This is a genomic window from Streptomyces sp. CB02056 (assembly GCF_001905545.1).
Lineage (GTDB): Bacteria > Actinomycetota > Actinomycetes > Streptomycetales > Streptomycetaceae > Kitasatospora.
Genome location: NZ_LIPD01000007.1, coordinates 59,374 through 71,383, shown reverse-complemented (window position 1 = coordinate 71,383; position 12,010 = coordinate 59,374). Strand labels below are relative to the sequence as shown.

Annotated in this window: 11 protein-coding genes, 2 pseudogenes and 1 riboswitch; of the genes and pseudogenes, 5 read left to right on the top strand and 8 right to left on the bottom strand. The window is 72.4% G+C overall.

Going from position 1 to position 12,010, the window contains the following annotated elements:
* Positions 1 to 10: 10 nt before the first annotated feature.
* Positions 11 to 1,336, top strand: a complete 1,326-nt coding sequence (locus AMK13_RS19425; protein WP_074003384.1) for an ABC transporter ATP-binding protein — start codon at positions 11 to 13, stop codon at positions 1,334 to 1,336.
* Between the two features lie 19 nt (positions 1,337 to 1,355).
* On the opposite strand, the gene AMK13_RS19420 is transcribed toward AMK13_RS19425, so the two are convergent.
* Together AMK13_RS19420 and AMK13_RS19415 are read right to left on the bottom strand one after the other, a co-directional pair.
* The gene (locus AMK13_RS19420; protein ID WP_074003383.1) at positions 1,356 to 1,727 is read right to left on the bottom strand and encodes a VOC family protein; all 372 of its coding nucleotides are present in this window, start codon (positions 1,725 to 1,727) and stop codon (positions 1,356 to 1,358) included.
* Between the two features lie 64 nt (positions 1,728 to 1,791).
* Positions 1,792 to 2,556 (bottom strand): MgtC/SapB family protein, encoded by a 765-nt coding sequence (locus tag AMK13_RS19415; protein WP_074003382.1) that lies wholly within the window; start codon positions 2,554 to 2,556, stop codon positions 1,792 to 1,794.
* Between the two features lie 426 nt (positions 2,557 to 2,982).
* Positions 2,983 to 3,159: riboswitch (M-box (ykoK) riboswitch) on the bottom strand.
* A gap of 172 nt (positions 3,160 to 3,331) precedes the next feature.
* Between AMK13_RS19415 and AMK13_RS19410 the strand changes: the two genes are divergently transcribed.
* Both AMK13_RS19410 and AMK13_RS19405 read left to right on the top strand, forming a co-directional pair.
* A complete protein-coding gene (locus AMK13_RS19410) occupies positions 3,332 to 3,694 on the top strand; it encodes a hypothetical protein (protein ID WP_198959392.1) in 363 nt (120 codons plus the stop codon).
* A 182-nt stretch (positions 3,695 to 3,876) separates the two neighbouring features.
* Positions 3,877 to 5,136, top strand: coding sequence for an APC family permease (locus tag AMK13_RS19405; RefSeq protein ID WP_074003381.1), 1,260 nt, complete (start codon positions 3,877 to 3,879; stop codon positions 5,134 to 5,136).
* Positions 5,137 to 5,185: 49 nt separating this feature from the next.
* Here AMK13_RS19405 and AMK13_RS19400 read toward each other — a convergent pair whose 3' ends face one another.
* The 4 genes and pseudogenes from AMK13_RS19400 to AMK13_RS19385 form a co-directional block, all read right to left on the bottom strand.
* On the bottom strand, positions 5,186 to 5,821 hold the full coding sequence (locus AMK13_RS19400) for a class I SAM-dependent methyltransferase (protein ID WP_074003380.1): 636 nt from the start codon (positions 5,819 to 5,821) through the stop codon (positions 5,186 to 5,188).
* Between the two features lie 140 nt (positions 5,822 to 5,961).
* Positions 5,962 to 6,162 (bottom strand): ferredoxin, encoded by a 201-nt coding sequence (locus AMK13_RS19395; RefSeq protein WP_074003379.1) that lies wholly within the window; start codon positions 6,160 to 6,162, stop codon positions 5,962 to 5,964.
* A gap of 3 nt (positions 6,163 to 6,165) precedes the next feature.
* A complete protein-coding gene (locus AMK13_RS19390) occupies positions 6,166 to 7,371 on the bottom strand; it encodes a cytochrome P450 (protein WP_074003378.1) in 1,206 nt (401 codons plus the stop codon).
* Positions 7,372 to 7,571: 200 nt separating this feature from the next.
* A pseudogene (locus AMK13_RS19385) lies at positions 7,572 to 8,415 on the bottom strand (helix-turn-helix transcriptional regulator).
* Between the two features lie 125 nt (positions 8,416 to 8,540).
* Between AMK13_RS19385 and AMK13_RS19380 the strand changes: the two are divergent.
* Positions 8,541 to 9,278, top strand: a pseudogene (locus AMK13_RS19380) (SDR family oxidoreductase).
* A 91-nt stretch (positions 9,279 to 9,369) separates the two neighbouring features.
* Here AMK13_RS19380 and AMK13_RS19375 read toward each other — a convergent pair.
* Complete coding sequence (locus AMK13_RS19375; protein ID WP_074003377.1) at positions 9,370 to 10,065, bottom strand: hypothetical protein; 696 nt, start codon at positions 10,063 to 10,065, stop codon at positions 9,370 to 9,372.
* 43 nt (positions 10,066 to 10,108) lie between these two features.
* Positions 10,109 to 10,783 (bottom strand): hypothetical protein, encoded by a 675-nt coding sequence (locus AMK13_RS19370; RefSeq protein WP_074003376.1) that lies wholly within the window; start codon positions 10,781 to 10,783, stop codon positions 10,109 to 10,111.
* Positions 10,784 to 11,162: 379 nt separating this feature from the next.
* On the opposite strand from AMK13_RS19370, the gene AMK13_RS19365 reads away from it, so the two are divergent.
* Entirely contained in the window at positions 11,163 to 11,987 is an 825-nt protein-coding gene (locus AMK13_RS19365) for an alpha/beta fold hydrolase (protein WP_241852953.1), read from the top strand.
* Positions 11,988 to 12,010: the final 23 nt, after the last annotated feature.

Here is a 12,010-nt window from a genome sequence, read left to right as displayed (position 1 = left end):
AGGGAGCGCGATGACCACCAGCACCGTCCACACCCCGATCGTCGAGGCGGTCGGCGTGACCAAGACCTTCACCACCCCCGACGGGCGGGCCCTGCCGGTGCTGGAGGACATCGGCCTGCGCCTGGTCGAGGGCGAGATCGTCGCCCTGCTCGGCAAGTCCGGCTCCGGCAAGTCCACCCTGCTGCGCTGCCTGGCCGGCCTGATCGCCCCGTCGTCCGGCACCGTCTCCTACCGGGGCGATCCGCTCACCGCCGCCAACCCCGGGGTGGCGATGGTCTTCCAGTCGTTCGCGCTGCTGCCGTGGCTGACGGTCCAGCAGAACGTCGAACTCAGCCTGCGGGCCCGCGGGGTGGGGGAGGAGGAGCGGCGCCGGCGGGCGCTGGACGCGATCGACCTGATCGGGCTGGACGGCTTCGAGGGCGCCTACCCCAAGGAGCTGTCCGGAGGCATGCGGCAGCGGGTCGGGTTCGCCCGGGCCCTGGTGGTCGAGCCGGACGCGCTGTTCATGGACGAACCGTTCTCCGCGCTGGACGTGCTGACCGCCGAGAACCTGCGCTCCGAGCTGGTGGGCCTGTGGGAAGGGCACGAGGCGCCGGTCAAGGCGATCCTGATCGTCACCCACAACATCGAGGAGGCGGTGCTGCTCGCCGACCGGATCCTGGTGCTCTCCTCCAACCCCGGTCGGATCCGCGCCGAACTCACGGTGGACCTGACCCGGCCCCGCGACCGCCGCACCCCGCAGTTCGAGGCGCTGGTCGACACGGTCTACGGCATCCTCACCGGGCGGGAGGAGGGCACGGCTGCCGGCGCCGGACCGGCCGCCCGTCCGGTCGAGACCCCGATCACCGTCCCGCTGCCGCAGGCGAGCGTGGGCGGCCTCGCCGGCCTGCTGGAGATCCTGCTCGCGATGGGCGGGGAGGAGAGCCTCGCGGAGATCGCCGACGAGCTCAACTTCGAGGTGGACGACCTCCTGCCGATCGTGGACGCCGCCGTCCTGCTGGGCCTGGCCACCACCATGGCCGGCCGGATCGCGGTCACCGGCGTCGGCCGGGAGTTCGCGGCCGCCGACATCCTCGCCAGCAAGCAGCTCTTCGCCCGGCTGGCCGCCCGCCGTGCCCCGCTGGTGCGCGCCATCGTCCAGTCCCTGGCGGCCACCGAGGACCACACCCTGCGCGAGGGCCTCTTCCTCGACCTGCTGCGGCGCGGCTTCGACCCGGTCGGCGCGCGACGGCAGCTGGAGACCGCCATCGACTGGGGTCGGTACGCGGAGCTGTACGACTACGACGCCGACGACGCCGAGTTCGAGCTCGAACCCGGGGCGGAAGCCGCGCTGTGACGCGCCCGGCGCCGTCCGGTCAGGGGGCCGAGGCTTCGACGAACTCCAGGAGGTTGCCCACGGGGTCGGTGGTGTAGAAGCGGCGCTGGGGCGGCAGGCTGTCGTCCCAGACCACGTGCGCGCCGAGTTCGGCGAGCCGGTGGGCGAAGTCGTCGATCTCGCAGACCGCGAGGCCGGGGTGGGCCTTGGTACTGGGGCGGAAGCGCTCCTCGACGCCGAGGTAGAGCCGGACCCGGCCGCCGTCGGCGGCGAACCAGCAGCCACCGCGGCCGGTCAGCGGCCCGGGCTTGGGCAGCTCCGCCATCTGGAGGACGTCGCCGTAGAAGGCGCGCAGCAGTGCCTCGCTGCCGGGTGGTGCGGAGAGCTGGACGTGGTCGAGGGCCGTGATCACTGCGGTGTCCTCTCGGTCGGGGCGGTCGGGGTGGTTTCGACGGGCGGCTGGGAGTGGGCCGCTTTCAGGCGAGTGCCGGCTCCGCCGCTGTCGGATGCCCGGCTGTCGACTGCTCGGCGGCGTCGCGGCCGTCGTCGAGGTGCCAGTGCAGGTCGCGTACGCCGGGCTCCAACGACAGGCGGGTGACGACCTGTTCGAGTGCCGGGGCGATCTGTCGGGTGATCGCGACGGTGGCCCGCAGGCTGGTGGCGTCGCCGTTGTCGGTGCGGCGGGCGCGCAGGCCGGTCGGGGCGAGTCCGGAGGCGGCGAGGGCCTGGAGCAGCAGGGCCCGGATGTGGGTCTCGGACTTGCGGTCGCATTCCAGGTGGACGGTGGCGCGGGTGGTGGAGTCGGGGTCGCTGCTGGCCTGCGGGGCCCGGTCGAGGAGTCGGCCGGCGGGGCGCAGGACCAGGTGGACGACGAGGACGGCGAGTGTGCCGAGGACGGCGAACCGCAGTTTGCCGGAGGCGGCGAGCACTCCGACGGCGGCCGAACACCAGAGTGTGGCGGCGGTGTTGAGGCCGCGTACGCCGGCGCCGTCGCGCAGGATGACGCCGCCGCCGAGGAAGCCGATGCCGGAGACGACGTAGGAGGCGACCCGGGTGGGGCTGGCGGCGTCGCCGACGGCCTCGCTGTAGAGCACGAACAGGGTGGCGCCGGCGGCGACCAGGGCGTTGGTGCGCAGGCCGGCCATCCGGGCCCGCCACTGGCGTTCGACGCCGATCAGCGCGCCGCAGGCGACGCCGGTGGCGAGCCGTACCAGGAAGTCGACGGTGGTCAGGGTGTGCACGACGGCACCTCCTTCACGGGAGGAGGGGGACGGACGGTGGCACGCGGTCGGTGCCCCCGGCGCGGTGGGTCAGCTGCCCGGGGCGGTCCGGACGATCGTGATGACGACCACGACCGTCACGATCGGCGGGTAGGTGCGCGGGGCACCCGTGCCGATATCGCAACCGGTGGAGACCGCGCTGCGCGCTGCGAGGACGCGACGCCGCAGGGCACGGCGAAGCCGTCGGGCGGGCGTGACGCAGCGGCGCGTGTGCGCGCGGGGAAGGTGGCTACCGCGTGCCGGAGGTGTACGAGGGCAGGCGCGGGAAGGGCCGACTGTGGCCCGGACTACTGCAATCCATGTCTCTCGCCTCCTCCCGGTCGACGCACCCCGTGGTGCGTGTGATCGACACGGCAAGGAGTTCGCCGGCGCGCGGAAACAGCGGCCGACTCACCCCAACTCGTCAGAGCTTTGGCACTCCACGGCGTGTCCGGCCGCATAGGCCGGAAGCCACTTCGGATCAACCCTTAGGTCGGGAGGATCTGTCCTGACCCTGGGCGTCTCTCGACGTCGTCGGATCAGTGGCCTGTGTCCGTGAAGAAGCCTCACCGAACGAGGTGCCTTCTTCAAACCTCGAAAAGCATAGTCCTCCGCCCCTGGCATACTTGCACACTTGGTAGAATCTTTACCTTTCGGCTCATGCGGAGAGTGGGGCCACGTGACGGCCGCCTGACCCCTCACCTCGCCAATCCCGGGCACCCACCGCGCCGGGCGGTGATCCGGTCTAGCGTGAACGGTGCTGACGACGAGGACGAAGGAGGTGGCGGCCGTGCGGCTGGAGATGCTGACGGTTCCGCAGTGCCCGAACGAGTCGGTGCTGGCGGAGCGGCTCGCCGTGGTGCTGGCCGACCTGCCGGGCGTCGGGCTGGTGCGGCACGTGGTCGAGGACCAGGAGGACGCCGAACGCTTGGGCATGCACGGCTCGCCCACCCTGCTGGTCGACGGGAACGACCCGTTCGCCGCCCCCGGAACACCGCCGAGCGTGTCCTGCCGGCTCTACCGGAGTGCGGACGGCCGGGTGGACGGGGCGCCGAGCGTCGAGGAGCTGCGGCGGGTGCTCGGTGCCCCGGCCCGGTCCGCCACCCGCGAGGTCGGATGACGTGCTCCGCGGGGACCGACCCGCGGGCTCGTGCCGACTCACGGTGAGGCGTCCTGGCTCGCGGGCGGTGGCCAGGCCCTCGCCTCGGTCCGGTCCGCGAGGCCGGCTCGACACCTTGCTCCTATAGCGTGCGCCGGAACCGAAGTCCGGAACGGCCGTGCGCCGTGGTCGAGGAGCGAGCGATGGGGACACCGGCAGTGGCCCGGGCCGGGGAGCTGGGGCGCCACCTGGGCGTGTTCGACGCCGTGGTGATCGGGCTCGGGTCGATGATCGGCGCGGGGATCTTCGCCGCGCTTGCCCCGGCCGCCGGCGCGGCCGGGTCCGGTCTGCTGCCGGGCCTCGCCCTGGCCGCGGTGGTGGCGTACTGCAATGCCACCTCCTCGGCCCGGCTGGCCGCCCGCTACCCGGAGTCCGGCGGCACCTACGTCTACGGCCGTGAGCGGCTCGGCGAGTTCTGGGGCTACCTGGCGGGCTGGGGCTTCGTGGTCGGTAAGACCGCCTCCTGCGCGGCGATGGCCCTCACGGTGGGCTCCTACGTGTGGCCCGGACAGGCGCACGCGGTCGCGGTCGCCGCGGTGGTGGTGCTCACCGCGGTGAACTACGTCGGCGTGCGGAAGTCCGCGTGGCTGACCCGGGGGATCGTCGCCGTCGTCCTGGCGGTGCTCGCCGCCGTGGTCACCGCCTGCCTGACCGGCCCCGCCGCCGAGGGCGCTCGGCTCGCCGTCGGTACGGACGCGACCTTCGGCGGGGTGCTCCAGGCCGCCGGCCTGCTGTTCTTCGCGTTCGCCGGCTACGCGCGCATCGCCACCCTCGGCGAGGAGGTCCGCGACCCGAAGCGGACCATCCCCCGGGCGATCCCCACCGCGCTCGCCATCACGCTCGTCGTCTACGCGGCCGTCGCCGTGGCCGCGCTCGCCGTGCTCGGGCCCGACCGGCTCGCCCACACCGCCGCACCGCTCACCGAGGCCGTGCGTGCCGCCGGCGTCCCCGCGCTCGCCCCGGTCGTGCGCACCGGGGCGGCCGTCGCGGCGCTCGGCTCGCTGCTCGCGCTGATCCTCGGGGTCTCGCGCACCACCCTGGCGATGGCCCGCGACCGGCACCTGCCCCACGTCCTGGCCGCCGTCCACCCGCGCTTCCAGGTGCCGCACCGCGCCGAGCTCGCGGTCGGCGCGGTGGTCGCGGTCCTGGCCGCCACCACGGACGTCCGCGGCGCGATCGGCTTCTCCTCCTTCGGTGTGCTGGCCTACTACGCCATCGCGAACGCGTCCGCCTGGACCCTCACCCCCGTGAAGGGCCCCGTGCGGATCGTGCCCGTCGTCGGCGCCGTCGGCTGCGTGCTCCTGGCCTTCGCCCTGCCGCCCTCCTCGGTCCTGTGGGGAGCCGCGGTGATCGCGGCCGGTGCCGCCGCCTACTGCCTGCGCAGGGCCGTCGCCCGCGCCTGACGGACGGGAGCACCGTCCCGGCGGCTGGGCAGGGCCCCGGGAGGTGGCGTTACGCCTGGGCCCGGCTCAGGACCCAGACGCCGTAGGCGTCGTTCGCGGGGTGCAGCTGGTAGGTGCCTGCCCGCAGGTCGACGCGCAGTCCGGCGGCGGCCAGGTCCGCCTCGAACTCCGCCGCCGGGTAGGTGCGGGCGTGCGGTGGCGGGTCCTGGAGGTGGAAGCCGACCAGGATCCGGCCGTTCTCGCCGAGTACGTCGCGCATCGCGCCCAGTGCCCTGCGTTCCGTGTCCTCGGCGAGGAAGACGATGACGTTGCCCACGCAGACGACCAGGTCGAACGGGCCGTCGTCGGGGCCGAGGTCGAGGATGTCGCGCTCCTCGATCGCCAGCCCGGGGTAGGTCTCCCGGGCCTGCCGGACCAGGGCCGGGTCGGGCTCGATCGCGACCACGTCGTGCCCCCGCCGCAGCAGCGCCGCGGCGACCCGGCCCATGCCGGCGCCGGCGTCGAGCACCCGGGCGCCGCGCGGCAGGAGCGTGTCGGCGAGCCGGGCCTCACCGTCGACGTCCTCGCCGGCGGAGATGAGGTCGGCGAACCGCTTGCCGTAGTTCCCGCTCTGCCCCGCCTCTTGCCAGCGGGTTCGCCGCGTCGTCGGTATGGGCTCTCCGTGCGGCGGCGTGGTGCTGTTCATGTCCCGCATCCTAAGGCGAGACCGTCGGCGCTGGTCACGGCCACCGAACGCCCGGCCGCGGGCCCTGGCGCCGCAGGCCCTCCCGGGGCCTCGGGCTCCGCGAGACGACCGGACGATCATGTGTCGGACCGGCCCGGCCGTCACAGGTCGGCCGACAGGCTGATCGCCGAGGCGGGGCACAGGGCGACCGCCTCGCGCACCGCGTCCAAGGCCTCGGCGGGAGGGTCGGGTTGCCGTACGACCGAGGTGCCGTCGTCCTCGCGCTGGTCGAAGACCTCGCCGGCCGTCAGGGCGCACATTCCGGAGCCGATGCAGCGGTCGACGTCCACGGTGATCCTCATCGGTCACGCGTCCCAGGTGACGGGGAGGCTCTTCACTCCGTAGATGTCCGCGAGCTCCGGGCGCAGGGCGACCTCCTCGGGCGGTACGGCCAGCCGCAGCGTGGGGAAGCGGCCGAGCAGCGCGGGGAAGGCGACCCGCATCTCGATGCGGGCCAGCTGCTGGCCCAGGCACTGGTGGATGCCGTGGCCGAAGGCCAGGTGTCCGCCGTCCTGCCTGCTCAGGTCGAGCACGTGGGGATCGGGGAAGCGCTCGGGGTCGCGGTTGGCGGTGTTGAAGGAGAGGATCAGCCGGTCGCCGGCCTTGACGGTCCGGCCGCCGAGTTCGACGTCCTCCAGGGCCGTCCGCATGAAGGTCTTGGCGACGCTCAGGTAGCGCAGCAGCTCCTCCACGGCCCGGTCGGCGAGCGCGGGATCGGCGCGCAGCGCGGCCAGTTGGTCCGGGGTGCGCAGCAGCGCGAAGGTGCCGAGGGCCAGCATGTTCGCGGTGGTGTCGAGACCGGCGGCGAGCAGGATCAGGCTGATCCCCTTCAGCTCCTCGTCGGTCAGGTCGCTGTCGGTGAGGTCGCTGAGCACGTCGTCGGTGGGGTTGGCGCGCTTGGCGGCCACCAGTTCCGCCAGGTACTCCTGGGTCGCGGCGTAGGCAGCCATGAGGTCCTCGTCGCTGGTCTCCCCGTTCATGAACGAGTCGACCTGCTCCTGGAAGGAGCCCCGGTCCTCGTACGGCACCCCGAGCAGTTCGCAGATCACGATGGCGGGTATGGGCTTGGCGAACGCGGTCACCAGGTCGGTCGGAGGCCCGGCGGCCTCCATGGCGTCCAGGCGGGCGGCGGTGACCTGCTCGATGCGCTCGGTGAGCAGCCGCATGCGCCGGACGGTGAACTTGCCCGTCAGGGGCTTGCGGTAGCGGCTGTGCTGGGGCTCGTCCATGAGGACGAACTCCCCGGGCGGCGCCGGCGGGATCTGGAAGTCGCCGTAGTCGATGGTCGGGTGGAGCATCAGGTCCTTGCGCGAGCTGAACCGGGTGTCGGCCAGCACCGCCCGGACCAGGTCGTAGCCGGTGACCAGCCAGCCGGGCTTCCCGCCGGGGAAGGTGTAGCGGCTCATCGGCCCGTGCCGGCGGGCGTCGATCAGCTCGGCGGGCGGGTCGAAGGGACAGCCGGGGCGGCGTGCCGCCGGCATGGTCGTGACGGTGTGCGGGGATTCCCCCATGGCCGTGCCTCGTTTCGCGTTGCCGCACGTTCGGATAACTGGAAAGCTACGGCTTTTCCTGACGTGGCGTCAATCGCATGAAAGGCATTATGCCAGCTCAGTAGCGGTAAACTGATGCAATGACGCTGACCTCGAACGCAACGCCCCGTTGCAATGGATGAAGGTTAAGGCAAACTCGCCGGGCGTCACGGAGCAGGCTGTCACCCGGCGGGCCGGTTGGCGCGGTTCGCTGTGGCGTGCACGGAGCCGAGCAGGCTGAGTGCCTCGGCGCTGGGGCTGCCGGGTTCGGCATGGTAGATGATCAACTGCTGGCCGGGGGCGTCCCGCACGTCGAACGCGTGGTGGGTGAGGGTCATGCCGCCGACGTCCGGGTGGTGGACGTTGCTTGTGTTCGCGGGTCTTGCCGCGCACGGTGTGGGTGTTCCACAGCCGGGCGAAGTCCGTGCTGCGCGTGCTGGGTTCGCCTACGAGAGCCCGTAGGCGCGGACTGCCCGGGTCGACGCCGGACGCCTGGCGCAGGTGCCCCACCACTGTCTCCGCCGTCCGGTCCCATCGGGGGTGGAACGGCCGACCTGCCGGGTCGAGGAAGACCATGCGGGCCAGGTTGTCCATCGCTTCGAAGGGGGAATACAGGGCCTCGGCCAGGGCGTTGGCGGCCAGGACGTCCAGGGCCGGGTCGATGACGAACGCCGGAGTGCCGGGGTAGCCGTCCAGCAGGACGCGCAGGGCGGGGGCGACCCGGTCGGTGGCGGCGACGGGCCGCCGGGACGGTGCGGTTCCGGACAGGTGGTGAAGGTGCGCCCGGGCGTCGGTGTCCAGCAGCAGCACGCGGCTGAGCGCGTCCACCACCTGCGCGGACGGGTGGCGTTCGCGGCCCTGTTCCAGCCGGGTGTAGTAGTCCGCGTTCACCCCTGCCAGTACGGCGACCTCCTCGCGGCGCAGCCCGGCGACCCTGCGCACGCCATGGCTCGGCATCCCGACCTCGTCCGGCCGCACGGCCGCACGGCGTGCCCGCAGGAACTCACCCAGCTGGTTGTCGGTCATGTGCCCACGCTATGCCGAGGGCCCGGTGTGCTGCCTGGGTGTACCGCACCCGGGCAGCACACGGCCTGGGCCGCCTGGAACACCTCGCCCAGACTCGGTGCCCTACCGAGAGATGAGGGGCAGTCATGCACGACCGGACAGTCAAGGTTGTAGCGATCACCGGTGCCAGCAGTGGGATCGGCGAGGCGACCGCCCGCCGGCTCGCCGCCGACGGCCACCGCCTGTTCCTGGGAGCGCGGCGCACCGATCGCCTGGAGCGACTCGTCACGGAGATCACCGCCGCGGGCGGCACGGCGGCGACCCGGCGCCTGGACGTGACCGGGGCCGCCGACGTGCGGGACTTCGTGGCCGCGGCCGAAGAGCGGTACGGCCGCGTGGACGTGATGGTCAACAACGCCGGGGTGATGCCGCTGTCGCCGCTGGAGGCGCTCAGGACGGAGGAGTGAGACCGCATGATCGACGTGAACCTGCGGGGCGTCCTGCACGGCATCTCCGCCGCCTTGCCCGTGCTGCGCGCCCAGGGCGGCGGGCACATCGTGAACATCGCCTCCGTCGGCGCGCACGAGGTCTCTCCCACCGCCGCCGTGTACTGCGCCACCAAGTTCGCGGTCCGTGCGATCTCCGAGGGCCTGCGTCAGGAGTCCGCCGGTGACGTCCGGGTCACGCTGGTCTCGCCGGGCGTCACGGAGTCCGAACTCGCCGACGGCATCGCGGACCCGGCCGCCCGGGCGGCCATGCGGACCTACCGCGCCGTGGCCCTGCCGGCCTCCGCGATCGCGGACGCCGTCGCCTACGCGATCTCCCAGCCGCCGTACGTCGACGTGAACGAGATCGTCGTACGACCCGCGGCGAGCGCCCAGTGACGGAAGATCCCGGAATGCTGTCGGCACCGGCGCTACGGCACCGGGCCGGGGCACGGCAGGTGCCGCGCCCCGGCCCGGTGCCGAGGGAGTCTCAGACGAGGCTGTTGAAACGCAGGACGATGTCACTGTTCGGGATGCTGCTGAGGGTCCCGGTGCTGCATTTCGTGATGTCGGCCCCCGGGTAGAGGGTGCCGGTGACGGTGGCACCGGGCAGGACGGTGCTGTCGAGGGAGACCACGCCGTTGAGGTTGTTGGTGATCTCGTTCTTCGAGGCGTCGGCCTGGACGCGCTGCATGCCGTCGGCGTTGATGGTGGAGACGCCGGCCGAGTTGCCGCTTCCGTCGGACCAGTTGACGACGATGGTGCCGGTGAGCTGGCCGACCTGGCTGCACGAGAGGGTGGCCGCCCCGGTGAGCGAGACCGTTCCGGCGGACAGCTCGGGTCCGCCGTTCTGCGTCAGACACCTCTCGACGACGCCGTTGGTCATGGAGATGTCGACCGAGGTGGGGGTGTTCGTGACCGGCTGGGTGCTCTGGATCGTACCGTTCGCGCCGCACATGAGCTTGAGCAGGGGGGTGGCCCGGGGTTTGGCGACCTCATTGGCGCCGTCGGTCACGACCGGCGTGTCGGCGGCCGAGGCGGGGGCGGACTGCTGGAGCAGCACGGCCGAGGTGGCGGCCACGGCGGCCAGGGCGAGCGGGACGACGGCCAGGTGCCACCGGCGGGGCTTGGGGGGCGTCGTTTCCCGCGTCGGGACGGGGTCGGAGTCCCAGGAGTGCGAAGGCATGGTGTTCCTGTTCTGTGAGATCGGGCGGCTGGGAGAGGAGGGGTCAGAGGAGGGCGGAGAACGCGGCGTCGTGTTTCACGGTCATGCTGCTCAGGCCGTTGGAGCAGTTGCTGATGTCGCTGGTGGGCTCGAAGGTGGCGACGACGCCGGCCCCCGGCAGGACGGTGCTGCCGAGGGACACCGTGCTGTCGGTCGAGTCGAGGATCTCCTCGTGCGCGGGGTCGCCTTCGACGGGCTGTGCGCCGTTGGTGGTCACGGTGGAGGTTCCGACGACGCTGCCGGTCTGGTTCAGTCCGCTGTACCAGGTGATGGTCTCGGTGCCGCTGAACGAGCTGGGGGAGGAACACGAGATCGTGCCGGAGCCGGCGAAGGTGAACGTCGCCGACAGGACGTTCGCGGGCCCGCCGTTCTCGGCGAAACAGTCGTCGTAGGTGCCGACCGCGGTGATGGACACGCTCGTGGGGGCGTCCGTGATCGGCGCGCTGGTGGTGACGACCGCCTGCCCGGAGCAGCTGAGCTTGGTCAGGAGCGTGTCGCGGTGGCCGGTGGAGCCGCTGGCGGCGGCCGGAGTGGGGGCGGTCTCCTGGATGAGCAGGCCGGCACCGGCGACCGTGGCGGCCAGGGCGAGCGGGACGGTGGCGAGGCGCCAGCGCCGGGTCGAGGAGTTTCCGGCGTGTGGACCGGACGGGGTGTCCGCGGCGGTGGGCTGAAAGCCCATAATGTCCTCCTTTTGATTGTGTATACGAACTGCTGGTGCCAGGATCACCACTGGCGTGGAACTGCGCGATCCAGGCGGGACCGGATTCGCCTTTACGGTGCGATATTGATCCGACTGTCGCAGCGTGTGGGAAGAGTCATGAATGGGTTGACTTTTGCCGCTAAAGATCGCTGACGATCTTTACTGTCCGGCAGTCGGGGGATAGCGGCGTGCGCCTGCCGGGTCTTCCGCCGGCGTCGGGCTACGTTCTGCGGCAGACCTTTCAGCGCCGGCCCGCCGGGCCGCCGACGGACCAGGGGAGACCCCCATGCTGCCCAGTCGACCTCGTCTGCCCGGCTTTCCGGGTACGGAGCACTGGCGGCGCGAGGAGGAATCCGGATTGCACTACGTCGACCAGGGGTCCGGCGACGTCGTGCTCATGCTGCACGGGAACCCGACGTGGGGATATCTGTGGCGGCGCCTTGTCACCGCGCTGGCCGAGGACTTCCGTTGCGTCGTGCCGGACCAGCTGGGCATGGGCCTCTCCCGGCGGAGCGCCGGCGCCGCCCCTATTCCCTTCGTGGAACGGCTGGAGCACCTCGACGTGCTGGCGGCCCACCTGATCGAGCGGTGCGGGGCACCGTCGGAGGGTTGGACCCTGGCGGTGCACGACTGGGGAGGGCCGATCGGTCTGGCCTGGGCGAGACGGCATCCCGGGCTGGTGACCCGGCTGGTCGTGCTGAACAGCGTGGGCTTCCGCTGGCCCGAGGGCTACCGGCTGCCGCGCTCGCTGGCCCTGCTGCGCGACATCGGGCCGCTCGGTGAGGCGGCGCACCTGCTGAACGCCTTCCCGCGGGCGGCGCTGCGGGCCGGGGTGGTCCGGCCGCTGCCCGCCGAGGTCCGTTCCGCCTACCTGTGGCCGTACCGCGGCGCGGGGCGGCGGCGGGCGGTACGGGACTTCCTGCGGCAGATCCCGCGCAGCGGCGAGGACCCCGCCTGGTCCCTGGTCGATCCCGGTGGGGACAGCGCCGACCACGCCGGGCTGCCGGTGTTCATCGGCTGGGGCCTGCGCGACCCGGTGTTCACGCCGCTCGTCCTGGGGGAGTGGCGCCGCAGATTCCCGCACGCCGAGGTCCACGCCTTCGCCGACGCGGGCCACTTCGTCCTGGAGGACGTCGGCGAGGCCCTGGTCGGGCCGCTTCGGCGCTTCCTGTCCGCGCGGTGACGACCTATCACAGAGAGGTACCC